Raw genomic sequence first — 24,289 nt, 5'->3', positions numbered from 1 at the left:
CTAAAAATCTTTGAGTTGTTGAGCTAAGTGAAAAAAGCTTTCGGTGCGAATTTGAAGCGCAGAATTTTTACCCAAGGCTTGTTTACTTACCATCCAGTTTAGTGAAGGAGTATTAAGGGATATACTTTGCTCCTTAAATTGAGAATTGTAAAGGGAAAAGAGGTAGGTATTCGCAGAGAAAAAGCTCTGAGGAGATGAGAAGAAGCTAGTTTTTAAGTTTTGTTTGCGAATCAAAGAAATAATTTGCTCATGGGGCAAGTTTTCTAGGGTTTGTTTTTGTATGTCAATTAAGAGGGAATGACGACCATTTTGAATAAGTATGTAAGCTTCATGGTTGGCACCCTCAAGAATGAGATGAGGTCGCCCAAGGATGCTGGCACTCTGGGCAAAGAAACTTGAAAAAGCTATTTGATTGGCGCGTTGAGTGCTTAAGATTTTATCTGTTGAACTAAAGGGAGATTTAGCATCGACTTGAATACTTTTGAGCTGCTTATGGCAAAAATCCACAAAGTTTTCATGACGGCTAATTTCCTGACGCAAAGTAATGATTTCCTTCCAGAAATAGAAGTCTGCAGGAGTGAATTGCTTAGGGTCCAAAAGCTTGGCATCTTTGAACTCTTTACTTGCGACACGGAGATAGAGGGGGTCAATGTAGCGTAGACCTTTGATCGCATGAAGTGAGTTAGCAATTGTGAGGGCTTCCTGCATTTCGTTGTTCAAGATGGCTTGGTGCCAGCTTTGGAGCTTCTGATTTAATTCTTCTTGGAAAAGGTATTGTCCTAAGCGTAGGGATTGCTCTTTGTAAGCTTGTTGAGTTTTGAGTGCTAAGGGAATGAATTGATGACGCAGGGCGAAAAGTAGACCGTCATTAATGTTGCTCAAACGGGCACCATTTATTTGTAATTCCTTGGCATTCGCTTGTATGGCTAATTGAATTGCTTGCGACTTTTCATTTGGCGAAGATTTTTGCATAAAGCGCAATTCTTGGAAATAACAAAGTAGGCGATTGGTGTTGATATAATTGGGCGCGCGTTCAAGTAATACACTCAAGTAGGGGGCGGCCTTGCTAGCATCTTGTAAACCCATCAGGGCGGCATTGGCGGCATGATAATTATAGCGCGTATTATAGGGTGCTTTGTTGGCAGCTTTTGCGTAGTTCGCAAAAGAGCTTTGCCAATAACTATTTTTCTTAGCGAGGTCAAAACTGAGTAGAGCGGCATTTTGATCGTTGAAACCCTGGCGGTAATGCCAAGATGCCAATGATTTGTTGAAAGCGATAAAGGAGCCAAATGCAATGATGATCAAAGCAAATACTCTACGGAAAGAGGCGGACTGCTTAAGACTATGGTTCATTGTTTTTGGTGTGATCAGTAGTCCCATATTAAAGAGGAAAAGTAAAGTAGTCGCATTTTCGATCAAAAGCTTATCAAAGAATGAGCAAGTACCAATTACGATGACGGCATGTAGCGCTGGATAGGCTTTTCTGCCAGGGGATTTGAGAATGAGGAGGTAAAAGCAGAGTAGGGCTAAGCAGGCAGGTAGGCCAACTTCGCTCGCAATTCGCAACAACTCATTATGAGGGTGACTTGAGTTTGGTGCCGCAATCGGGAGCATTAATTGCTCGGGAAGTCGATAATTGGGAAAGGTATTGCTGAATTGTCCTGGACCTGCATTTCCCAGCAAGGGAGCAACCTCAATCATTTTAGCAGTTCCTTGCCAGAGTAAGGGGCGCAACTCATTGTGGGTGAGCGAAGCATAATTTTGCTTGGCGTAATAAGCTCCGCCAATAATTGAAATCAGTAAGCATAAAAGCAGGGCAACTTTTATTTTTTGACTGGCGCCTCGGAAAATTTGATAAAAGCAAATGATCGCCAGAGCCAGCCAAGCGGCGCGTGAATTTAATTGTTTTAAACTGACTAGCGTACAGCTCCAAACCAAGAGGAAGGAAAGTAGGCTTGAGCTAGCATTGCGCGATGATTTTGGAAGAAAAACGAGGCATTTGAAAAGTACTTTACGCAGGCAAATGACTGCCCAAGGGCTGGTGGCGAGTAAGCCTGCGATAAGCCAGTTTTTATTTGCGGCAATTCCCGTGGGAGAATCGAGTAAAAAATAATAAGCGAGGTTGAGGAAATAATAAATTCCACAGAAGTAAGCCAAAAGAGCTTTTGGTTTTCCCAACTGAGCCACAGCTAAAGGAACAAAAACAAAAGCGCATAGGCTCAGAGTCTCGAAGGGACCCGAGTGATGGGTATAGCCGGATATTAGGGTAAAAAGCAAAAAGATAGCCGCAAAGATCCAAGTCTTTTTCTCTATGCTAGGTAGTGAAGCAAAGCTTGTGCGAATGATGAGCAGAGCCAAACTTAAATAAGAGGCAATTGCAATCGCCGGAATTTTAAATCGAAAGGCATTGAAGGCAAGTTTTTCATCACCTAAAAATTTAATGAGCCATTGCGATTCCATGCCCAAACCTTGGGGGGCGATGAGTGCAAGAGGAAAGCCAATGAGCAATAAAAGCGCAAAAATCCACGAGAAAGAGCGACTCTCTAAAGTCAAAAAAACTGATGGATTTTTTGTCATTTAAGCCTTTTTCTTGGCGCGCAAATAAATGCGTATGGGAGCGGGGTAACCCTCGACAGTTAAACCCGTTTCTTCATTGACAAAGTCTTCGTAAGAACGGAAGGGCATCCATTCCGTTTTGCGTTGATCATTGGAACTCATGGGGTGAGATTTGAAGAACTCAATATCGACAAACTTGGCTTTTTTGAGCCAATTGATTAGGCAGTTGGCCGTTGGGACAAAGTAAGTTCCTTTCACTAAAGCATAGGTATCATCGGGAAAAAGTGCCACATGATCATCGCCAGGAATTGCCTGACTCTCGATAATGAGGTTGCCACCAGGTTTCATGGATTGGTTGATAATACGCAGGATTCCCACGGGATCTGGATGGTGATAGAGGATGCCCATGCAAAAAATAGTGTCAAAAAATTTGGGGTAATGCACTAAGTGCTCCATACCAAAAGCTTCGTAGTGTAAACAGTTGGGCGCAGTGAGTTTTTGGAGAGCTTGGAACTGAAGGTAGTATTTGATCGTTGGATCCATACCTAAAATGAATTCAGGATCATCGGCGAGCATGCGGTACATGTAATAACCAGAGTTGGCGCCAATGTCGCAAATGCGCTGGCCTTTCATGTCGGGTAAGTAGCCTTCGAGCATATCCCATTTATAATCACTGCGCCATTCCGTATCCATTTCAATTCCGGCTATATCAAAGGGGCCTTTTCTCCAGGGAATTAAGCCCTTGAGTTGCTCCTTGAGTTGGGCGCGCTCTTGATCGTTAATCGAACCTTTTTGACCAAAGCGTACGGCTTTTTGACTGAAGTCATTATCAGTAAATTGATAATTGGTCAATTGCTCAATGAGTTCAAGGTAAGGCTTATTGCCTTTGGAGTTCATGATACGCGTTGGCTCTTTGCGAAGTTCGCGAACCGCATCGCCGTCAATTTCGTCTTTGTAATGCTCGAGATAATCAGTCATGCTTCAACTTAAATAATTTATTTTTGCTACTCTAAGCCCTGCACCCACAAAGTAAACTTTTTTCACTAGAAATATAGATTTACTTGATTTCTTTATCGGGCTAGGTTTAATGGATGTCAATTGACACGAAGTGAATGAAGAGCTAAGATAAGCTAATACTTGGGAGGGTTTTATGCGTTTATTTACATACATATGTTTTTGTTTGAGTTTATTTGTCTTTTCATCTGAACAGGAAACTTTGGAAGCTAATAAAGAAGGAAAGTTTCTTAGTGCCTCGGAACTTGAGGCATTAAAAGCCTTAATCCCGGAAGAATTACGCTACGAAGTTCCTGAAATCCCGAATAATAGTTTTTTAGATCTCCAGGAATTTTTGAAAGAGAAAGATGTGCCTCGATTCAGTAACCAGGAGAGGCAGACTATACAGAATATTTAGGATTTTAAAAAAGTTAGTTCGAAAGACTTGAGAGATTTAACTCATACTTTGGATAAACAAAAAATATTCTTTGATCAATTTCAGTTGTGTATTAATGATCGTCCTCACGTTTTAATCCCTCTCGAACCCACATTTCTAAGTTTTGATCTAGCTCTTTTTCGTTCGGCAATACAGTATTATAATGTAAAAGTACTGATTTCGTATCGGAAAAAGGAATATGGGAAGGCTATTAAGCTCTTAGAGCAAGCTGTGTATGTAACGCAAAAGCTTGAGAGACGAAAAGGGGCTTTGATTGATCAATTAACTGTTATGGCCTGTAAAGGGATTATTTACGAGAGGATTTCTTGGGTTTTGAGGCACAAAAATCAATCCTTTAAGCAGGTTGAAGAATTGGAAAAAGTTTTAGGAGTATTACAGCCACCAGCAAAACTGTGGGACGATACAGTGAGATATGAAATGTTTTTTTCATTGAAAATGTTCGAAGTCACCCCGTTAGATCTCGAATTAGTAGAAGACATCGCAGAGATTATAGAGATTTTTGATAAAGAATTGGAGAAAGTTTCTGATGAAGACTTTGAGAAAGAAGATGTAAGTAAAGAAGAACTCAAAGATTTTAAGAATGATGCAGTTGAATTTATGGCTGTAAAAAACTTGTATTCGTTTATTTTTCGTGATTTTCTTCAAGCTTCCACTGCATTTTTAGCTGATGTGAAAAATCAGCCACTTGAAGATCATAAAAACTTCAAGCAATACTTGGGCAAGCGAAAAGGGATTTCGAATCAACTTTTACGTAGAATAGCTATGGGTCCGATATACTATTCGACTTTGAGAGGGGTGGCAGGGGGAGAAAATCACCGCCAAGCTTTATTGCTTATTGTAGCGATCCGCAAATATGAATTGAAGTATAAGAGACTTCCAAAAAATTTTAACGCGATGATTGCTGGGGCGGTCTTATCTGAAATACCAAAAGACATGTGGACGGGGAAACAGTTAAAGGTTGACATTAAAAACCGTTATGTTGAATTTGATTACACTAATAAGACCGAAACTAAAAGATGTTATTTTTGAGTCAGTAATATAAAAATTTAATTTGAGGTTTTGTTATGAAAAAAAGATGGAAAATACTTATAGTAATAATGGCTCTGACTATGTGTCTTTGTTTCTACCTCTCGTTTAAAGTTGAAGGAGATTATGATTCAAATATTCTTTTAATGTATGGAGATCGAACGCGACTTAGTGGAGGAGATATTTTACATCAAATGGATGAAAATGCGGAATTTAAAAAAGTTGGTTTTTATGAGGCTTCACAAGGTAATGTAGTTTTATCGTATTATGAAGCAGGGCACAAACTCTACCCATATAAGGAGTATGAGATCCCTGAGGAAATTCAAGAATTCGATTCAATTTTTAGCTTGGAAGTTTATCCGACCTTCTGGGGTATGGAATTGACAACGTTAGATTACAGAGAATTAGATATAGGTAATGAATATATTTTGATTAGGTCTATTTGGCATTTGGATTGAGTTTTGATACATAGAATAGAAACAAAAAAGCCACCGTGTTTAAGCGGTGGCTTTTTTGGTTCAGTTCGGAGGAACTTAGATAGCTTTTGACATGAACTTAGTGATCAAAGCAGTGAAACGTGCAGGGTCTTTGATCGCAGAGCCTTCGTTGAGGAGGGCTTGATCGTAGAGCAGAGTTGCACAATCTTTGAGGTTTTCTGAGCCCGCATCTTTTTCAGCTTCTTTGAGCATGTGCTGAACAATGACGTGATCTTTGTTGAGCTCAAGTGTACGCTTTTGATGAGGAATGTCTTGGTTCATAGCTTTGAAGATGTTCTCCATGTTGACGCCCATGCCATTTTCATCTGCTACTAAGCAGCAAGGTGAATCAGTTAGGCGGCTAGAGAAACGAACTTCTTTGATATCTTCATCGAGAACTTTTTGGATTGACTCGAGGGGAGTTTTGAAGTTTTCGTTTTCTTTTTCGAGTTCTTCTTTTTCTTTTTCGTCGAGTTCAAGGTCACCTTTAGCAACAGATTTGAGGGCCTTGCCATCGAATTCTGTGAGTGATTGTGTCACCCATTCGTCGATTGGATCAATGAAGAAAAGAACTTCGTAACCTTTCTTTTTGAAAGCTTCGAGCTGAGGAGAGTTTTCAACAGCAGCACGACTTAAACCCGTGATGTAGTAGATCTCTTTTTGGTCTTCTGGCATGCGTTTTACATAGTCGTCGAGGCTAGTGAATTTACCTGCTTCAGTAGAGGAAGATTCGAAAACGAGAAGCTCAGTGAGCTTGTCTTTGTTTTCCCAGTCGTTGCTAATACCTTCTTTGAGCACTTTACCAAACTCAGCCCAGAACTTGCTATACTTATCGAAGTCTTTGGTCTTAGTTTTCTTAAGGGTAGAGATAACTTTTTTAATGATGTTTTTGCGAATTGTGCGAATGACGCGGTCTTCTTGGAGGATTTCGCGAGAAACATTGAGGGGTAAGTCAGCCGAATCGACCACACCTTTGACGAAACGAAGGTAATCAGGGACGAGCTCTTTGCAGTTGTCCATGATGAAAACGCGTTTTACGTAGAGGCAAACACCTTTGTTTTCTTGCTGCATGAACATGTCCATGGGAGCGCGCTCAGGAATGAATAGAAGGGAATCAAATTCGAGGTTACCTTCGGCACGGTAGTGAATGATTTCTGCAGGCTCTTGGTGATCGTGAGAAACGTGACGGTAGAATTCGCTGTACTCTTCGTCAGTGACGTCAGCTTTCGCTTTTGTCCAAATAGCCTTCATTGAGTTAAGAGTTTCTTCCTCAATTTTAGTTTCGGGCTCAGAATCTTCGTCAGCTTTAGGGAGAGTTTTTTCTACGTCCATAGTTATGGGGTAAGAAAGGAAATCGGAGTAAGTTTTTACGATCTTACGGATTTTCCATTCTTCGAGGAATTCTTCAGCATCTTCTTTGAGATGAAGGACGATTTTTGTACCGTGCTCAGCGAGCTCAGTTTTTTCGATGGTATAAGAACCAGTACCTTCTGAATGCCAGTGAACACCTTCGCTAGAATCGACATTGGCGCTACGAGTGTAAACGTCAACTTTATCGGCAACCATGAAAGCCGAGTAGAAACCTACACCGAACTGACCGATGAGTTCAGGAGCGTTTTCTTCTTTGCTATTTTGAAGTTTTTCAACGAATGATTTAGTGCCTGAGTGAGCGATTGTACCAATGTTTTCTTCAACTTCAGCTTCAGTCATACCAACGCCATTATCGATAACAGTGAAAGTTTTTTTGTCTTTATCAGCAATGATTTTGATTTTGAGTTCGTCGCTATTGACTTGCAGTGACTTATCTGAAAGTGAGTTGAAACGCACTTTGTCGATGGCATCTGAAGAGTTAGAAACGAGTTCGCGAAGGAAGATATCGCGGTTTGAGTAGAGCGAATTGATAACGAGCTTTAGGAGCTCACTAACTTCTGTTTGGAATTGTTTTTCCATTTGGGATTTTCTCCTGTTTGTTATTTTTTAAAAACAGGATGAATATAGGTCTTAGGCAAGTGCTCTCAAGGAGCTTTTAAGTCCTTGCTGTGACAAAATTTGCGCCAATTTGTCACCCCAAATTGACGCATGAGAGACAAGCACCTTATGAAGCTTGGATATTGTAGAGAGTTTGAGTGGGGAAAGCGAAGTCGAGTTTCTTTTCATTGAAGCGTTTCAGGATCTCTAAATTCATATCAGTTTGCGTTTGCGCAATGTCTTCATCTTTCGTGATGTAATAGATGAACATGATGTTTAAGGCAAAATCACCGAAGCCATTAAAGGAAGTGATGACGTCTTCTTCTGTAGACTCATTCTTAGCGACAATGTCCTTGAGAATTTCGATGGCTTCTTCAATTTGTTCGGGCTTTGTATCGTAAGTGAGCCCGAGGTTGAGGACGATTTTGCGGCTGGGCTCAATGGTCACGTTCTCAACTGGTGAGTCGGAGAAGCTGCTATTGGGCATGGTTACAACACGGCCGGCAAGAGTTTTGATACGTGTACTACGGATGCCGATTTCTACCACCGTACCGTCGATTCCACCAACCTGGATTCGATCACCCATTTTGAAGGGCTTGTCGGTGAAGATGGTGAAGCCGCCAAAGACATTAGCAACGGTATCTTTTGCGGCCATCGCAAGAGCTAAACCACCGATACCTAAACCAGCAATCATAGCGCCGACATCGTAGCCAGCGTTGTTTAAGCCAATGATGAAGGCCACGATCCAAATGATTGAGCGCACACCTTTGCGGATAATTGGGAGGAGCTGATCATCTAGATCATTCTCGGTTTTTTCTGCCCAGGGTTGAACAATGTTTTGATAAAAAGCTTCGAAAAAGCGGGTGATTAACCAAGCGGCTAATAGGGTGACCACCATAGTGTAGGATTTGGCGATGACTCCTTCAAGCATTTTTGGGAGTTGTAAGATGCTGAGTGAAAAGTAGATGCCGGAAGCAATGAAAGCCGCGACAATGGGCTCTTCGATGAGGTCGACAATGAGGTCGTCCAAAGTATTTTTAGTTTTGCTCGTTAGAGCTTTAACCAACTTAGAAAAGAGCCAGTAAATACTTTTGCCAAGAATGACACTGCCGAGGACAAAACCAAAGCTAGTTAGCCATAGTGAGACGGTGTTCCCATAGTAAGTTCTTTGCCAAAAGTCTCCGGCAACTTCAGCTTGTGCAATGATTTGATAAAAGTTCATATTCTCTCTCCTAGTTAATTGGGAGTAAGATACTTCCTTTCAGTCATTTGCCACTTTAAACTTTTTAAATTTTTTGGATCTGGAAATAAAAAAAAGGTCATAAAACATAAGTTTTATGACCTTGAGAAAAAGTATCTACTTTTTGTAGAGTTGATCCGGATCGACTATGGGCTCAGAATTAATGCTGAAATCACCGTCTTCATATTTGTGAAAGAAGCAGGATTTTCGCCCTGTATGGCAGGCAATGCCGCCAATTTGTTCAATCTTGTAGATGATTGAATCACCATCACAATCGACTAAGATTTCTCTAATCTCCTGCCAATTGCCAGACTCTTCACCTTTCTTCCAAAGCTTGGAGCGTGAGCGAGACCAATAGCAAGCGCGACCCGATTTTAGGGTTTCATCCCAAGCTGCTTGGTTGACGTAGGCAAGCATCAGAATTTCACCCGTGGCCGCATCTTGCGCGACAGCGGGGATAAGCCCGTCTTCAGATTTACTGAAGTCGGGCATAGTGTCGGGGACTTTAGCCATTATTTTTTAGCTGAGTCAAGAACTTCCTGAAGTTCGCCGCTTTCGTGGAGTTCCATGATGATATCGCAACCACCAACGAGATCGCCATTGACAACGAGTTGTGGGAAAGTAGGCCATTCGAAGTAATCTTTTAAACCTTGACGGAAGTCAGGGTTTTCAAGGATATTCATTGCGGAATACTCAACGTCGTAGAAGCTGAGGATTTGAACAACAGTTTGTGAGAAACCGCATTGTGGCATTGCAGGAACACCCTTCATGAAAACTTTAATTGGGTGAGCATCGAGCTCAGCTTTGATTTTATCGTTAATGTCAGACATAATATTTCCTTAGTTAATATAATTAGATTTTTGCGCTTCCCATTTTTCGGGAGTGAAAGTTTTGAGTTGTAGGGCATGAACTGTGTCAGTCGCAAACTTTTCTTTGAGGGCGTTCATCACCAACTTGTGTTGCTTGAGTAAAGGGACGCCAACAAAGCTAGCACTGATGACGAGGCCTTGGAAGTGTGCACCATCAGGGTCGATGATGTGAACCTGTGCGTCGGGAAGGACGGCGAGGATGGCTTGTTCGATTTGCTCTTTCATTAGGCTAGGTTCTCCTTCATCCATTGGATGATGTCATCTGATTCATGCATAGGCTTGCCGTCGATTATGAGGCAAGGGACTTGTGTTTTACCAGTTAAACCCTTGAAAGCAAACATGGCGTCGTTACTTGAGAAGGGGTCTTCGATATCAACTTTAATGCCATTGGCAGACATAAAGCTTGTTACCTTGCGGCAAAATGGGCATCCATTAGAGGAATAAAGTTTGAGCTCAGGCATTTGAGTTCCTTTTACTTATAATTAATTTTTCAACAAAGGCGATTACTGTATCCTCTAGTTTTAAATCGTAAAGGCGATTCATTTCTTGCATGCAGGTAGGGGAGGTTACGTTGACTTCGGTGAGCTTATCTCCAAGGAAATCAATACCAGTAAAGTAAAGTCCTTTTTCCTGAAGGCAGGGTTTCAGTGCGGCACAAATTTCTTTTTCACGATCAGTGATTTCACATGCGACGGCAGATCCACCGGCATAAAAGTTGTTGCGGTGGTCATCGGCACCATGGACGCGCAGGACGGCTCCTAAAATCTCACCATTGAGCAAGAGGATGCGCTTGTCTCCTTGGCTCGCTTCTTTGACGTAAGCTTGGACAATGACTTCCTCTTGGCCACGATTGGAGAGGGTCTCAAACGCGACTCGAGCATTAGCTTTGCCCTGTTCGATGCGGAAAATACCTGCACCACCAAAGCCATCACAAGGTTTGACTATGACTTGTTTTTCTTCGTCAAGGAATTTGAGGTAGAGATCCATGTCAGCGGTAATTAATGTACGTGGGGTGAACTCGGTAAAGCGCGAACACCAAACTTTTTCATTAACATCACGGATTGCTTGGGGAGAATTAATGACTGCAGAAGTCGGGGGCAAGTGATCGAGCATCCAAGTATTCATCAAGTAGCCAGAATCAAAAGGAGGATCAGTTCGAATGAAAACGGCGTCAATTTCGTCATCAATCAAAGTACGAGACTCTAGGACTTCAAAGGGGCAGCTAGGATTCTCTGTTCCATCTAAGTCATAAAGTCCAGCAGGTTCAATGGCACGTAGTTTTTGGGCGTTCATGTGAACTTTGCCGTCTAGAATAGAAATATTGCGAGTGGCGCAAAACCATATTTCGTGATTGTGACGCTGAGCACCAATCATAAAAATGAAGGAAGTATCAGTCCTTGCTTTAACTGATTCGATGGGATCCATAAGGAAAACAAAACGCATGGTGAAACTCCAGTCATTCTTTAAATATATTGTATATACTTTTGAAGCTATTGCCCTATATTGCAAAATCAAAAATTTAACGAGATAATATGAGCAAAAAGAAAAAGATCAATTGGGCAACGTATATACGTTTGCTGGGCTATGTGAAGCCCTATAAAGGAAGACTTCTCTTGGGGATCTTTTTTGGTTTTGTGACAGGTGGCTCGATTTTTGGTTTATTGACTCAGACTGCATCAGTTATGGGACAAGTGGTTGGAAATGACGAGCAAGTTCAATCAGTGAGCCGTTATGTGGTTCAAAAAGCAGATGAAACTGATTTGGAAATATTGGTAGAAAATCGCGAAAATGAGCAAGGCGAATACCAAGAACAGGTTTTCAAAGGCGAGAAATTAGATGTTGTCGACGTCGTAAGTGTTGATCAAAGTAAGCGTAAAGAATGGGATGAGAAAGTTGCAAAGATCCCTCTTTTCCTACGAGACTTTTTAGAAAAGAAATGCGGTCTAGAATTACAGGACCCCATAAGTGGTGAGCCCACGGGAGCCATACTTATTATTGGTGCCTTTTTCTTAATGATTGCCCTCGCTCTAAAGAGTATCGGGACTTTTTTCAATCGCTACTTTATGCGTTGGGTTGGCTTACGAGTTGTCGCAGATCTACGAGCTAAACTTTTTGCTAAGCTGATGAATCAATCCATGGAGTTTCACAATTCTGAAGAAGTTGGTGAAATGATGAGCCGCTGTCAGAATGATACGGGAACAATTCAATCGGCGATCTCAGAAAATATTGGTCAGCTCACACGTAGTCCGATAGAAATTTTTTCTGTTGTGGGCTTTATCACTTGGTTCTCAATTCAAAATGATTTAACGGGAATATTGATCTTTCTATTCTTGGGGATGCCAGTATTTTTACTGCCAATTTTTGCTCTTGGCGGACGTTTGAAGAAGTATGCCAAGAAAACTATGCAGCAAATTGGCAATGTGATGGTGAGGATGCAAGAAACTCTTTCCTGTGTACGTTTGGTGAAAGCTTACAATATGGAAAAATATGAGAAGAATCGTTTCGAAGATTCAAATAATCGCTTTTTTAAATTGACCATGAAATCCAAGCGCTATGAATTGCTTCTCGCGCCAATGACTGAAGCCGCAGCTATATGTTTTGCGGTAATTTTTCTGATTTACAGTGTGATAGAAGGGGTGACTTTCGATAAAATTGCCGCGCTCGGTATTGCGGCCAATTTAGCTTATAAACCCTTTAAGTCATTAACGAAAATTCAGGCGAATATCATTAAGACGGTGGCAGCCTCGGAAAGGATTTTTGAATACTTAGACATGGATTATGAAATCAAAGAAAAGGCTCAGGTAACTGCGCTCCCAAGCTTTGAAAAAGAGATTACTTTTAAAGATGTGTGCTTCTCTTATGATGGACAACAAACGTTGAAAAACGTGAACATAACGATTCCCAAGGGGCATTTTGTTGCATTTGTAGGTGAGGCTGGTTCAGGTAAAACGACTTTAGTCAATATGTTGGCGCGTTTTTATGATATTCACGAGGGCTCCATTAGCATTGATGGCGCCGATATTCGCGATATTAGCAATAAGTCATTAAGGAATTTGATCGGCTTTGTGGATCAAGTCACGACTCTATTTAATGACAGTGTCAAATATAATATTGCTTATGGAGTTGAAGGTGCTGATGATGAAAAAATTCAGCAGGCAGCGAAACAGGCAGATGTTACAGGCTTTATTGAAGATAAAGAGGAAGGTTTTGAGTTTAATGTCGGAACAGGCGGGACAAAACTCTCGGGTGGCCAGCGTCAGCGCGTGGCAATTGCTAGAGCCATTTTGAAGAATCCGCCCATTTTGGTCTTGGATGAAGCAACGAGTGCCTTAGATAATGTAACAGAACAATTAGTTCAGGAAGCTATCAATCAATTGATGGATGATAGAACCGTGATTGCCATAGCTCACCGTTTAAGTACGGTTAAAGATGCCGATTGTATTTATGTGATGGACAAGGGTTGTGTGGCGGAATATGGCTCACATGAAGATCTGCTCATTCAAAACGGCCTCTATGCACGTTTATGGAATACCCAATTTAAGGAAACGGAATCATGATTAAATGGATGCTGATCACTGTTGCTTTTTGCTGTAGCATTTTTGCTGACAAGCATGATGACTGGAATACACTTCGTTTAGAGTACCATCGTATTAGTATCGAAAAGATGGGAAAAGACATCAAATTAAAAAGCTTGGATCGTCGTGTTCAAAGTTTATACATAAAATTGAGTGAGCTCTTTAAGCGTAATAAGGAACTAAAAACCTTAATAGAATCTCTTCCGGGGAAGCTCGGTAAAGAACGTCAGCTTGCGGTCAAAAAGATTAATGCCTTACAAGATAAACTGATTCAAAATGATGCTTTACTCGCGGAAGAGCAGAAAGAAATTATTGATAAGATCAATAAACTCAATGAAGAAATCTATAATGAGTTAATGAAGGATCCGCGCTTACAAGAACTCGAAGTTAAACTCAAGGCTTTGAGTAAATGAAATCCGCGATGGCACGCCATATCTTGGTGAAACAGAAGCGCGATGCCGAAGAAATTTTAGAAAAGTTAAAATCTGGTGCCGACTTTGCCAAATTTGCGCGTAAACACTCGACCTGCAATTCGGCTAAGAGGGGTGGAGATCTAGGGGAGATACGCCATGGGCAACTGCTTCCCGCAATCAATCAAATTGTCTTTAAGAAGCAGCTTAATGTGATTCACGGGCCAGTAAAAACTAAGTTTGGTTATCACTTAGTGGAAGTTTATTATCGCGATTAACTTTGCGGTGCACGCAAAGCTTGAATTTTCTTCATGCTCTTTTGGTAGGCTTTACCAGCTTGATGATCCTTCTTGATATGTAGAGCAATTTTTTTATTTTCATATGCAAGTCTTGCTTGGTTCCAAGCTTGGTAGAGTTCAGCGTATTCCTCTTCACCTTTGACTTCTGTGATGAGTTGGAACTCGATATTTCGTAAGATTTTGTATTTATCGCTAGATTGACCACTCTCCTTGAGTTCTGCAAAGAGTTTTTCAATCTCAGCATTTACAGCTGATACTGCTTTTAAGAGTTTAGCTTGTGCAGGGAAGATGAATTTTTGAATAGTTCTTAGTTCTTCATTCTGATGAACTTCCATGTGATCTTTGATGCTTTGGTAAGCAGCAGATTTAAGTTCTTGGTATTCTTGAATAGTTAATGCCCATGTATTGAATGACAAGAGCAATAAGAGTAAAAGGTATTTCATGGTGTGTCCTAGTTTATTTGTAGTTAATCAATGAATAAACTAGGACCCAATAAGTTTGACAGCCTTAATAGATTTTTAATAATGCTGATATCGTCTTTAGGCTTCTCTTAAATTAAGAGCATTTTCAAGGAACCAAGCATAAGTCTGACGAAGTCCATCTTCAAGAGAAATTTGTGCTGACCAACCCAGATCTTTTAAGCGCTCGACATTCATGAGTTTTCTTGGAGTGCCATCTGGTTTGCTGGTGTCGAAAATGAGTTCACCTTTGAAGCCGACCACTTTAGCAATCGTTTCTGCTAGTTCGCGAATAGTGCAATCTATTCCAGTTCCGACGTTAATATGTGAGCAGCGGGGATCAATGATGGAGTCGTATTTCTCTTTGTCTAAAGTAGCGACAAAAATAGAAGCTGCTGCCATGTCATCGACATGTAAAAACTCGCGCATTGGTTTTCCCGTGCCCCAAACGACAACCTCTTTAGCTTGGCTTTCCTTTGCTTCATGAAAACGACGCAACATGGCAGGGATAACGTGACTATTTTGAGGGTGAAAATTATCATTTGTACCGTAAAGATTTGTCGGCATGACTGAGCGATAATCAAGGCCGTACTGACGGTTGTATGATTCACAGGTTTTGATGCCCGCAATCTTTGCGATTGCGTAGGGTTCATTGGTAGGTTCTAAGCTTCCTTGGAGAAGTTCAGTCTCTAACATAGGTTGCTGAGCCATCTTTGGATAAATGCATGAAGAACCCAGAAAAAGTAATTTTTTACAGCCATTCAAATAAGCATTATGAATGATGTGGTTTTGAATCGTGAGATTCTCGTAAATAAATTGTGCTGGATAAGTATTGTTTCCGACAATTCCACCAACTTTTGCCGCAGCTAAATAGACGACGTCGGGCTTTTCTTGTTTGAAAAAATTAGCGACGGCTTCTTGATTTAATAAGTCGAGTTCCTGACGAGTTCGCGTAATAATGTTGCTGTAGCCCAGGCTTTCGAGCTGACGTTTAATAGCTGAGCCTACCATGCCTCTGTGGCCAGCAATATAGATTTTTGAGTCGAGAGACATATTTATCCTTTATGGTTAAAAGGAGAGCGACTCCTTAATCATTAATATTTATTGAAAGTGAATGTGCTACGAATCAAGCCATTTGTCCAGTAAGCTATTGAGTAGTCTTAGTTTGTTTTTTAAGAGTTCTTTATCCGCACGAGTTTCTATATTAAGTCTGACGAGTGGCTCAGTATTTGAACGGCGTAGGCTAAAGCGCCAATCGTCGAATTCGATATTGAGCCCATCGAAGTATTCTATGGCCAAGGGTTTAAGTTCAGCTTCTCTAAAATACTTCTCGATAGCTTTAATGGCTGCATCTTTCTGGTTGATCGTATAGTTGAGTTCGCCGGGGTTGGGGAACATTTCAATGCGTTTGTAGAGAAGTTCGTGTAAGTCAGCTTGTTTTGAAGATAAGAGTTCGATAACTAGAAGCCAAGGAATCATGCCACTATCACAATAGAAAAAATCCCGAAAGTAATGGTGAGCAGACATTTCACCACCGTAGACGGCATCGCGTTCTCGCATGTCTTTTTTAATGAAAGCGTGCCCCGTTTTACTTTTAAAGCATTGGCCACCCGCTTCCTTAACGATGTCAATCGTATTCCAAGTTAAGCGAGGATCTTGAAGTATAATTTGATTGGGGTCATGTTTTAAAAAAGCTTCTGCTAAAAAACCTACAATGAAGTAGCCTTCGATAAAGTCACCTTTGTTATCAAAGAAAAAACAACGATCACAATCACCATCCCAAGCAATTCCGAGATCGCAATTGTTATCGAGGACAGCTTGAGCTGTTTCAGCACGGCAAGAATGTAACAAAGGGTTGGGGATTCCTTTTGGGAACTTGCCATTAGGATCGTTATTAATCTTAATAAACTCTATGGGAATATGATGCTTTTTAAATTCATTTTCAATGGCATCAATGATGTGACCTGCAGTGCCATTTCCCGCGTTCATGAGTAAGCGCATGGGGCGAAGTTTCGCGAGGTCGATGAAATTTAGGATATGGGAAATGTAGGCCTCAAAACAGCTCGATTTTATAATTGAAGCACTAGTGATATTAGGGCTTTCCTCGTCATCTTGATTAAGGAATTGTTCAGCGGATTTTTTGATATCCTGTAAACCGTTTTGCATGCCAATCGGAATGGCATTAGGACCGACAAACTTCATGCCGTTATAATCTTTTGGATTGTGGCTAGCCGTCACTTGGATTCCGCCATCAAGTTTAAAGTGAACTGTGGCAAAATAAACTTCTTCAGTTCCCGTTAGTCCGAGATCAATAACTTCGCAGCCTGCATCAGCTAAACCACGAGCCAAGGAGTTTTTAAGTTCTTCTGAACTGAGGCGGATGTCACCGCCGACGCATACTCTTTTGGCTTTTTGGGTGAGTGCAAAAGCTCGACCCATTGCATAGGCAATGTCGCTGTTAAGCTGCTCTCCCAATTTGGCGCGCAAATCGTAGGGCGTGAAACCATTTAAACTTATCTTCATGTATCTACTCTATATAGTGTAAGAAAGGTTTTTTATTCACTTTGCTTACTAAAGTTGATTTATCTAATGAGTACTGCCTTAATTGAACTAAAAAATGATCGAAAAGTACAAGAGTTTCCTTGAGAGACGCTTATTGTATATGGAATCTAACTTAGTGGTCTCTTTATGCAAAAAATTCAATCAGCAGCTAGCTTTAAGTGCACAGAAGGAAAAAACCAAAGGCAAAATGATTGTCTCTTAGTTGAAACGCCTTTGCAGATTATTGTCAATGGACAGGATTTGTCTTTGACGATGCAGACACCTGGTGATGAAAGATATTTGGTAAGAGGCTTACTGCATAGCGAAGGAATTAGTTCTCATGCTTTTGAGAGTTTCTCTTTAGAGGAATGGGAGCAGGGGATTATTGCGCGGCTTAAAATATTTGAGCAAGATAAAATTCAAGGACGTCGATTTGGTTCCAGTCCATCTTGCGGGATATGCGGAAAACGCAATGTAGAACAATTATTCAGTAACTTGGAAGCCTTAGAAGATGATTTTTTGGTATCAGCTGAGTTTATTCAAGAGGCTTTTAGTAGCGCTCGGAAAGATCAGTTGCTCTTTGCCTTAACGGGAGGTAGTCATGCCGCCGCCGCTTTTGACCAAGCGGGACAGGTCTTATGTTTATTTGAAGATGTGGGTCGTCATAATGCGGTGGATAAAGTGATTGGCTTTTTATTAGAAAAAGATTTATTGGCACAGGCAAAATTACTGACTGTGAGTGGGCGCGTTTCTTTCGAGATTATTCAAAAGTGCAATCGTGCTAATATACCAATTTTAGCTTCAATATCGGCCCCATCATCGCTTGCGGTAGAATGGGCAGAAAAATTAAATATGACTTTAGCTGCGTTTTGTCGAGAAGATCGTGTGACTTTTTATTCGTCATTAGAGCGTGCAAGAGAAGTCGTTTAGGAGAAGATATGTCAAAAGAATATGCCGGTGGCTGGGGTGCTTTAAAATCATCGATGAAGTTTATGCAAAGGGAAGCCTTTGCGAAGAGCGCAAAAACACTTTTTAAAATGAATCAGCCCAAGGGCTTCGATTGCCCCGGTTGTGCTTGGCCAGATCCAAAAGACGCATCGATGACCGAGTTTTGTGAGAACGGAGTGAAAGCCTTGACCTATGAGACGACGAAAAAACGTGCGTCGCGTGCGACTTTTATGAAAAATACGGTCAGTGAAATGCAGACTTGGTCAGATTTTAAGCTCGAGGACCAAGGGCGTTTAACCGAGCCTTTCTGCTATAATGAACTTAGCGATCAGTATGAGCCGATAAGTTGGGACGATGCTTTTGCGATGATCGCCAAGGAATTGCAGGCCTTAGATAATCCTGATGAGGCACTTTTTTATACTTCGGGACGTACTTCAAATGAAGCGGCTTTCTTGTATCAACTCATGGGGCGCATGTACGGCACTAATAATTTCCCTGATTGCTCTAACTTGTGTCATGAATCGACAGGGGTCGGTATGGGAGAAAGTGTAGGTATAGGTAAAGGAACTGTGCTTTTAGATGATTTTGAGAAAGCCGATGCCATCTATGTTTTTGGTCAAAACCCAGGCACGAATCACCCACGCATGTTAAGCGAGTTACAGGCTGCGGCAAAGCGCGGTTGTAAAATTTTAAGTTTCAATCCTTTGCTAGAAGCAGGTTTGAAAGGCTTTATTCACCCACAAGATCCAGTGGGGATGGGTTTAAATAAAGTTAGCCCAATTTCCAGTCATTATTACCAACCTTTGATTGGTGGCGATATGGCGGCTATTCGAGGGATGATTAAGCATTTATTTGAAAGTGGTGCGACATTAGATGAGGCCTTTATTGAAGAACATTGTTCGGGTTTTGATGACTATAAACAGCTAGTTTTATCCACCTCTTGGGACGAGATCATCAAGGAATCAGGTCTGACGCGTGAGCAGATTATTGAGGCAGCGGACGTGTATGCCAATTCAGATCGAGTTATTGCCTGCTGGGCAATGGGGCTGACTCAGCACCGTCATGGCGTTGCTAATATACAGGAAGTGATCAACCTCTTGTTGCTCAAAGGTAATATCGGTAAAGAAGGTGCGGGTGCGTGCCCAGTTCGAGGCCACAGTAATGTTCAGGGTGATCGCACAGTGGGAATCACTGAATTCCCTAAAGAAGATTTTTTACTCAGCTTAGAAAAAGAATTTAAATTCACGGCGCCACGCAAACACGGTATGAGTGCAGTGCACGCAATTGAGGCTATGGAAAAGCAAGAAGCCAAAGTCTTTGTTGGTATGGGCGGAAATTTTGCCTCGGCAACACCTGATACAGAAAAAACGTTTAAGGCGATGCAATCTTGTGAATTGACTGTACATGTTTCAACTCATTTAAATAGAAGCCATGTGATTCATGGTAAGAAAGCTTTGATCCTTCCCTGTATAGGACGTTCAGAAAAGGATTTACAGAAATCTGGTTTGCAGAGTGTGACTGTAGAAGATTCGATGTCAATGGTACATGCTTCGACAGGGAGTAATGAACCTGCATCCACAGATTTGAAATCTGAACCTGCCATTGTTGCGGGAATCTCAAAAGCCTTGTTTGGTTCTGACAAAGTAGATTGGGATGATTTAATTGCGGATTATGCTAATATTCGCAGTAAAATCGAGGCCGTTATTCCCGGCTTTGAAAATTACAATCAAAAGATTCAGCAACCCGGTGGCTTCCATTTGCGAAATTCGGCCCGTTTGCGAGAGTGGAAGACGGCTACTGATAAGGCGCGTTTTATTGCCAATGAACTTCCGCAGCACGATTTGGAAGACGGTAAACTACGTCTCATGACTATGCGTTCACACGATCAGTATAATACGACAATTTATGGGATGGATGATCGTTATCGCGGTATAAAGAATGAACGGAAAGTCATATTTTTAAACGAGCAGGATATGAAGAACCTCGGTATTAGTGAAAAGAACTCACTCAGAATTATAAGCTATGCGAGTGATGGTCAGAAGCGTTCTGTCGATGGTTTTCGTCCAGTAAAATACGATATACCACAAAATTGTGCTGGCGCTTATTTCCCCGAGACAAATCCACTCATAGGCTTGAGTGATCATGCTAAGCGCAGTTTTACGCCCATGTCAAAATTTGTTATAATTAGTTTAGAAAAGCTTTAAGCTTTTTCTGTTTCAGAATTAATTTGCAAGCTTAAACTGATGATGTTTCTTTCGTCAGCTTCCAGGATTTCGACTTGGAAAAAATCGCATTCTACTTTCGTTTGAGCTTTGGGGATATCTCCGGTAATACTGTAGACATAGGCTCCAATGGTATCAAACTCTTCATCGGGAATATTGCTGTTGAGAGCTTGGTTGATTTCGCTAATGGTAGCGCGTGGATCTAAGATTAAACTACCATTTTCAAGTGCTTGAAGATGACTTTCTTCTTCTGTGTCAAATTCATCATGGATTTCACCAACAATCTCCTCAAGTAAGTCTTCCATGGTGACTAAGCCTGCTGTGCCACCAAATTCGTCCTGAACAATTGCGAGATGAATTTTCTTCTTTCGAAAGTTCGGAAGTGTAATGTCCAGAGTCTCGGTTTCGGGGACAAATTCAACGGGGCGGAGTAGATCATTGAGTTTCGATTGACAGATTTTACTGTAATCTAAAAAGTCTTTCGCATAAACTAAGCCAATGATCGTGTCGGGTTTTTCGTCGTATACGGGTAAGCGACTATAGCCACTGCTAATGAAAAGCTTTTTAATCTCTTCTAAGGGAGTGTCTTTCTCAACTCCAGTTATAGAAGTTCTGGGGATCATAACTTCGCGTATGGTGGTGTCATCCAAATTAAATACGCCTTTAATCATACGGGCTTCTTCGTCTTCAATAGAGTCTTCACGATCATTTTCTTCATCTTCCTCAACTAAGGAGAGTATTTCATCTTCAGCACTTACTTTCGTGTTGTTATCACTTTCCTCTAAACGGGCTTCGTGATTATGGTGTAGGCTTAAAACAATCGTAATATAAGGGAAGAAAAGGATGTTAAGGACTTTGAGTGCGGGCAGAGAGTTGCTGAGGATTTTAATGCCGTAATTACGTGTCCAAATCGACCCAAGGACTTCACGTGTCAGAAGGTAGAGTACGAGGACTAAAACAAAATAAGTGACGTTCTCTGTATGAGTATTTTTAGCACCATCCAAGATGAAAAATTTATAAGAAATCAGCGTGTATGTAGTGGTGAAAATAAAGCTTGCTGCACGTAGGACAAAACCAAATCGCGGGCGATGATCATCTAAGTATTGGCAATTGCTTTGTATTCTATCTTCTAGGGTTCTAAGCAAACCACCAGTGAGCTTACGAAGTGAAGAGCGGCAGGAGCCCGTCCAGCAAGCTAAACATAAAAGAATGAGTAAGGCAAACATTTCCATTAGGCAATAATCCTAGCTTGTGAAAAGTTTTCTTTAATGAGTTTCATGGAGACTTGCTCAGCTCGACGCATTTCCTTGATATCGTTTTCTTCGTGATCATCAAAGCCACAAAGATGCAATATGCCATGAGCTAAATAGAGCAGGGCTTCATCGTTAAATGATGAGTCGTAGTTTTTGGCTTGGCTTTGAGCAGTCTCTAAAGAGATGAGTAATTCCCCTAACACGAAGGGGTCATCTGGATCAGCGAATTCCGCTTCATAGTCGTCAAGATAGTCAAAACTAATGACATCTGTCGGGCCTTCGTGCTGGAGAAATTGAACATTTACTGGTTCTATTCCGGCATCGTCGGTGAAGCTAATATTGAGAGAGCAGTGTTGTTTACTGAGCCCCCAGTGATCACATAAATAAAGAGCAATTTCTTCTATGTGACGGAACTCAGTTAAGGTATATTTATCTGTATCAGACTGTATAGAGATGTTCATGGTGTGGCCGACTGAGTCGGCCGAGCTCCTTACTGGTCGATCGGTGCGTAGCTTGGGGCTTTCCACTCTGGGTGAGAAGCCTGGATTGCTTCAGCCCATGATTGTTCCATAGCAGGAAGCTGGTGGCTAGCAATTTGTGGGTCATTGGCACAAGAGAAGCAAAGTGCTGCTAAAAAAATCGTTGCGATTAAAGCTTTCATTTTCATTTGAACTTCCTTACTAAACCAGTTGCATTATGTCCACCAAAACCAAGGTTGATGTTAAGAGCAATATCAACACTGACTTCACGAGACTTGTTGGGAACGTAATCTAAATCACATTCTGGATCAGGAGTCGTGTAGTTCATAGTGGGAGGAATTTTGTCATTTTTAACGGCAAGAGCACAAACAATTGTTTCCCAAGCTCCAGCAGTACCAAGACCATGACCAGTCATTGACTTTGTACTTGAGATAGGAATGTTTGGCGCATTGTCACCAAAGACAGATTTAATTGCACGAGTCTCGAACTTATCATTCATAGGAGTGGAAGTTCCGTGTGCATTAATGTAGCTCACTTCAGAAGGGTCAATTTTAGCGTGCTTCATTGCCATTGTAATAGCCGCAGCAGCACCTGAACCATCATCTGCAGGAGATGTAATGTGATTAGCATCTGCAGTAGCACCATAACCAATGAACTCAGCTATGATATTAGCGCCACGTGCTTCAGCACTTTCTAAAGTTTCCATAACGAGGATGCCTGCGCCTTCGCCCATGACAAAACCATCGCGGTCTTTATCGAAAGGACGGCTCGCACCTTGAGGATCGTCGTTGCGAGTTGACATAGCTCGCATTGAAGCGAAGCCGGCCATACCTACTGGAGTGATTGCAGCTTCGGCACCACCTGTAACAATAACATCGGCATCACCACGCTGAAGAATCCAAAAAGCTTCTCCGATGGAGTGAGTTGATGAAGCACAGGCAGAGACTGCAGTGAAATTGGGGCCTTTGAATCCGTGATGGATTGAAACGATTCCTGAGCTCATATCACCAATCATCTTGGGAATGAGCATCGGAGAAACGCGGCGGGGGCCTTTAGTGACGAGCTTTTCTACTTCTTCTTCGAGAGTAGCTAAACCGCCAATACCCGAACCAATGAGAACGCCAATGCGTTCTGCAGGAATTGACGAATCTTTAAGACCCGCCTCTTCCACAGCTTCGTTTGAGGCAGCAATAGCAAACTGACAGAAGCGATCGATTTTTTTGGCTGCTGCAGGTTCCATGTACTGAGTTGGGTCAAAGTCAGTGACTTCGCCTGCAATAGTACAACGGTGTCCTTCAGTATCGAAGCCTTTAATAGTATCCAAGCCACTTTTTCCGGATAAAAGTCCAGACCAAAAGTCCTGGGTAGTATTACCGACTGGTGAGATTACACCTGTGCCAGTGATTACGATGCGTTTTAATTCCATAGTTTTTGCTGCCGTCAATAAATTTAATTAAGCGTTTTCTTCAACGAATTTGATCGCGTCGCCAACCGTGAGGATGTTTTCGCTTACTTCGTCTGGGATAGTTACGTTGAACTGCTCTTCGAGTTCCATAACGAGTTCTACTGTGTCGAGTGAATCAGCACCGAGATCGTCGATGAATTTCGCCTCAGGAAGGCATTGGTCAGCAGTTACGCTGAGTTTTTCGCAGATTACTTCGATAACTTTATCGGCTGTTGAAGACATAACTCTTCTCCTAAGTTTTGTATTAGTTTGTTTTGTGAACTGTGTAAAATGATTGCATGTATTAAAAATGCAAACTCTATTGCATAACCAAACCACCGTCAACATTAAATGTTTGACCAGTGATATATGCAGATTCGTCGGAAGCTAAAAAGGCGATCATTGCAGCAACTTCTTTCGCTTCGCCAGCACGTCCCAAGGGGATGTTGCTTAAGAAAGCTTCACGAGCTGCGTCAGACACAGCATCAGTCATTTCAGTTGCGATGTAGCCAGGAGCCACAGCGTTTACAGTGATGTTGCGACTTGATAGTTCTTTCGCACTTGATTTTGTGAAGCCAATTAGGCCAGCTTTTGAAGCGGCATAGTTAGCTTGTCCAGCGTTGCCAGTGAGGCCAACAACTGAGGAAATATTGATGATGCGACCTTTGCGTAATTTCATCATGGGACGCATGACGGCTTTTGTGCAATTGAAAGCACCTTTGAGGTTGACTGCCATCACAAGATCCCAGTCTTCTTCTTTCATGCGCATCATGAGTGTGTCGCGAGTGATGCCGGCATTGTTGACCAAAACGTCTACTTGACCGAAATCGCTAAGGATTTGTGTGAACACTTCGCCTACAGCAGTGCCGTCAGCAACGTTTAAGGCATAGCCCTTAACTTGATCAGCAGTTGCGCCGAGTTCTTTTACCGCGTTTTGAGCCGTTTCTTCTCTTGTGCCAATCAGGGCAACTTTTGCGCCATCCGCAACTAAGCGACGGCAGATTTCGAGACCGATTCCACGTGAACCACCAGTTACAACACAAACTTTATCTTTTACGCTCATGATATTTCCTTT

26 protein-coding genes are annotated in these 24,289 nt (G+C 41.7%); 8 read left to right on the top strand and 18 right to left on the bottom strand.

Going from position 1 to position 24,289, the window contains the following annotated elements; translation table 11 throughout:
• Together PQO01_RS01775 and cmoB are read right to left on the bottom strand one after the other, a co-directional pair.
• Complete coding sequence (locus PQO01_RS01775; protein ID WP_274312327.1) at positions 1-2,577, bottom strand: O-antigen ligase family protein; 2,577 nt, start codon at positions 2,575-2,577, stop codon at positions 1-3.
• Entirely contained in the window at positions 2,578-3,534 is a 957-nt protein-coding gene (gene cmoB, locus PQO01_RS01770; RefSeq protein WP_274312326.1) for a tRNA 5-methoxyuridine(34)/uridine 5-oxyacetic acid(34) synthase CmoB, read from the bottom strand.
• A 172-nt stretch (positions 3,535-3,706) separates the two neighbouring features.
• Between cmoB and PQO01_RS01765 the strand changes: the two genes are divergently transcribed.
• From PQO01_RS01765 to PQO01_RS01755, 3 genes are read left to right on the top strand one after another with little or no spacing between them, the layout of a single operon-like run.
• Entirely contained in the window at positions 3,707-3,967 is a 261-nt protein-coding gene (locus tag PQO01_RS01765; RefSeq protein WP_274312325.1) for a hypothetical protein, read from the top strand.
• Between the two features lie 48 nt (positions 3,968-4,015).
• On the top strand, positions 4,016-5,035 hold the full coding sequence (locus tag PQO01_RS01760; protein ID WP_274312324.1) for a hypothetical protein: 1,020 nt from the start codon (positions 4,016-4,018) through the stop codon (positions 5,033-5,035).
• 35 nt (positions 5,036-5,070) lie between these two features.
• Complete coding sequence (locus PQO01_RS01755; protein WP_274312323.1) at positions 5,071-5,490, top strand: hypothetical protein; 420 nt, start codon at positions 5,071-5,073, stop codon at positions 5,488-5,490.
• A gap of 75 nt (positions 5,491-5,565) precedes the next feature.
• Here the strand turns inward: PQO01_RS01755 and htpG are convergent, their stop codons facing one another.
• The 7 genes from htpG to gshB all read right to left on the bottom strand — a co-directional run bounded on the left by htpG (position 5,566) and on the right by gshB (position 11,028).
• Positions 5,566-7,458: a molecular chaperone HtpG gene (gene htpG / locus PQO01_RS01750; protein WP_274312322.1), complete on the bottom strand. Its 1,893-nt coding sequence runs from the start codon at positions 7,456-7,458 to the stop codon at positions 5,566-5,568.
• Between the two features lie 145 nt (positions 7,459-7,603).
• Positions 7,604-8,698 (bottom strand): mechanosensitive ion channel family protein, encoded by a 1,095-nt coding sequence (locus PQO01_RS01745; RefSeq protein WP_274312321.1) that lies wholly within the window; start codon positions 8,696-8,698, stop codon positions 7,604-7,606.
• Positions 8,699-8,833: 135 nt separating this feature from the next.
• A complete protein-coding gene (hisI, locus tag PQO01_RS01740; protein WP_274312320.1) occupies positions 8,834-9,229 on the bottom strand; it encodes a phosphoribosyl-AMP cyclohydrolase in 396 nt (131 codons plus the stop codon).
• Positions 9,229-9,546 carry a Grx4 family monothiol glutaredoxin gene (grxD, locus tag PQO01_RS01735; protein WP_274312319.1) on the bottom strand — a complete coding sequence of 106 codons (318 nt, stop codon included), beginning with the start codon at positions 9,544-9,546 and terminating at the stop codon, positions 9,229-9,231. The genes hisI and grxD overlap by 1 nt, the downstream gene beginning before the upstream one ends.
• Positions 9,547-9,555: 9 nt before the next feature.
• Entirely contained in the window at positions 9,556-9,810 is a 255-nt protein-coding gene (locus PQO01_RS01730) for a BolA family protein (protein ID WP_274312318.1), read from the bottom strand.
• Positions 9,810-10,046: a glutaredoxin family protein gene (locus tag PQO01_RS01725; RefSeq protein ID WP_274312317.1), complete on the bottom strand. Its 237-nt coding sequence runs from the start codon at positions 10,044-10,046 to the stop codon at positions 9,810-9,812. The genes PQO01_RS01730 and PQO01_RS01725 overlap by 1 nt, the downstream gene beginning before the upstream one ends.
• Positions 10,039-11,028, bottom strand: a complete 990-nt coding sequence (gshB, locus tag PQO01_RS01720) for a glutathione synthase (RefSeq protein WP_274312316.1) — start codon at positions 11,026-11,028, stop codon at positions 10,039-10,041. Before gshB ends, PQO01_RS01725 begins: the two co-directional genes overlap by 8 nt.
• A gap of 89 nt (positions 11,029-11,117) precedes the next feature.
• Between gshB and PQO01_RS01715 the strand changes: the two genes are divergently transcribed.
• Genes PQO01_RS01715 through PQO01_RS01705 form a run of 3 tightly spaced genes read left to right on the top strand, consistent with a single transcriptional unit; the run spans position 11,118 to position 13,848 of the window.
• Complete coding sequence (locus PQO01_RS01715; RefSeq protein WP_274312315.1) at positions 11,118-13,142, top strand: ABC transporter ATP-binding protein; 2,025 nt, start codon at positions 11,118-11,120, stop codon at positions 13,140-13,142.
• Positions 13,139-13,573, top strand: a complete 435-nt coding sequence (locus PQO01_RS01710; protein WP_274312314.1) for a hypothetical protein — start codon at positions 13,139-13,141, stop codon at positions 13,571-13,573. Before PQO01_RS01715 ends, PQO01_RS01710 begins: the two co-directional genes overlap by 4 nt.
• Positions 13,570-13,848 (top strand): peptidylprolyl isomerase, encoded by a 279-nt coding sequence (locus PQO01_RS01705; RefSeq protein WP_274312313.1) that lies wholly within the window; start codon positions 13,570-13,572, stop codon positions 13,846-13,848. The genes PQO01_RS01710 and PQO01_RS01705 overlap by 4 nt, the downstream gene beginning before the upstream one ends.
• Here PQO01_RS01705 and PQO01_RS01700 read toward each other — a convergent pair.
• From PQO01_RS01700 to PQO01_RS01690, 3 genes are all read right to left on the bottom strand, one after another.
• Entirely contained in the window at positions 13,845-14,312 is a 468-nt protein-coding gene (locus tag PQO01_RS01700; protein ID WP_274312312.1) for a hypothetical protein, read from the bottom strand. The genes PQO01_RS01705 and PQO01_RS01700 overlap by 4 nt on opposite strands.
• A 96-nt stretch (positions 14,313-14,408) precedes the next feature.
• The gene (gene fcl / locus PQO01_RS01695) at positions 14,409-15,380 is read right to left on the bottom strand and encodes a GDP-L-fucose synthase (RefSeq protein WP_274312311.1); all 972 of its coding nucleotides are present in this window, start codon (positions 15,378-15,380) and stop codon (positions 14,409-14,411) included.
• A 66-nt stretch (positions 15,381-15,446) separates the two neighbouring features.
• Positions 15,447-16,850: a phosphohexomutase domain-containing protein gene (locus PQO01_RS01690; RefSeq protein ID WP_274312310.1), complete on the bottom strand. Its 1,404-nt coding sequence runs from the start codon at positions 16,848-16,850 to the stop codon at positions 15,447-15,449.
• Between the two features lie 165 nt (positions 16,851-17,015).
• Between PQO01_RS01690 and fdhD the strand changes: the two genes are divergently transcribed.
• Positions 17,016-17,798 carry a formate dehydrogenase accessory sulfurtransferase FdhD gene (fdhD, locus tag PQO01_RS01685; protein ID WP_274312309.1) on the top strand — a complete coding sequence of 261 codons (783 nt, stop codon included), beginning with the start codon at positions 17,016-17,018 and terminating at the stop codon, positions 17,796-17,798.
• A gap of 8 nt (positions 17,799-17,806) precedes the next feature.
• Positions 17,807-20,020, top strand: coding sequence for an FdhF/YdeP family oxidoreductase (locus PQO01_RS01680; protein WP_274312308.1), 2,214 nt, complete (start codon positions 17,807-17,809; stop codon positions 20,018-20,020).
• Here PQO01_RS01680 and PQO01_RS01675 read toward each other — a convergent pair.
• From PQO01_RS01675 to fabG, 6 genes are all read right to left on the bottom strand, one after another.
• Positions 20,017-21,270, bottom strand: a complete 1,254-nt coding sequence (locus PQO01_RS01675; RefSeq protein WP_274312307.1) for a hemolysin family protein — start codon at positions 21,268-21,270, stop codon at positions 20,017-20,019. The two genes, PQO01_RS01680 and PQO01_RS01675, sit on opposite strands and share 4 nt — an antisense overlap.
• The gene (gene ybeY, locus PQO01_RS01670) at positions 21,270-21,752 is read right to left on the bottom strand and encodes an rRNA maturation RNase YbeY (RefSeq protein ID WP_274312306.1); all 483 of its coding nucleotides are present in this window, start codon (positions 21,750-21,752) and stop codon (positions 21,270-21,272) included. Before ybeY ends, PQO01_RS01675 begins: the two co-directional genes overlap by 1 nt.
• 29 nt (positions 21,753-21,781) lie before the next feature.
• Positions 21,782-21,952 (bottom strand): hypothetical protein, encoded by a 171-nt coding sequence (locus tag PQO01_RS01665; RefSeq protein WP_274312305.1) that lies wholly within the window; start codon positions 21,950-21,952, stop codon positions 21,782-21,784.
• 2 nt (positions 21,953-21,954) lie between these two features.
• Positions 21,955-23,196: a beta-ketoacyl-ACP synthase II gene (gene fabF, locus PQO01_RS01660; RefSeq protein WP_274312304.1), complete on the bottom strand. Its 1,242-nt coding sequence runs from the start codon at positions 23,194-23,196 to the stop codon at positions 21,955-21,957.
• A gap of 27 nt (positions 23,197-23,223) precedes the next feature.
• Positions 23,224-23,457 (bottom strand): acyl carrier protein, encoded by a 234-nt coding sequence (locus tag PQO01_RS01655; RefSeq protein ID WP_007279998.1) that lies wholly within the window; start codon positions 23,455-23,457, stop codon positions 23,224-23,226.
• A gap of 76 nt (positions 23,458-23,533) precedes the next feature.
• On the bottom strand, positions 23,534-24,277 hold the full coding sequence (gene fabG / locus PQO01_RS01650) for a 3-oxoacyl-[acyl-carrier-protein] reductase (RefSeq protein ID WP_274312303.1): 744 nt from the start codon (positions 24,275-24,277) through the stop codon (positions 23,534-23,536).
• Positions 24,278-24,289 lie beyond the last annotated feature (12 nt).

The sequence above is a fragment of the Lentisphaera marina genome, assembly GCF_028745505.1.
Lineage (GTDB): Bacteria > Verrucomicrobiota > Lentisphaeria > Lentisphaerales > Lentisphaeraceae > Lentisphaera > Lentisphaera marina.
This window is presented reverse-complemented; position numbering and strand designations above follow the sequence as displayed.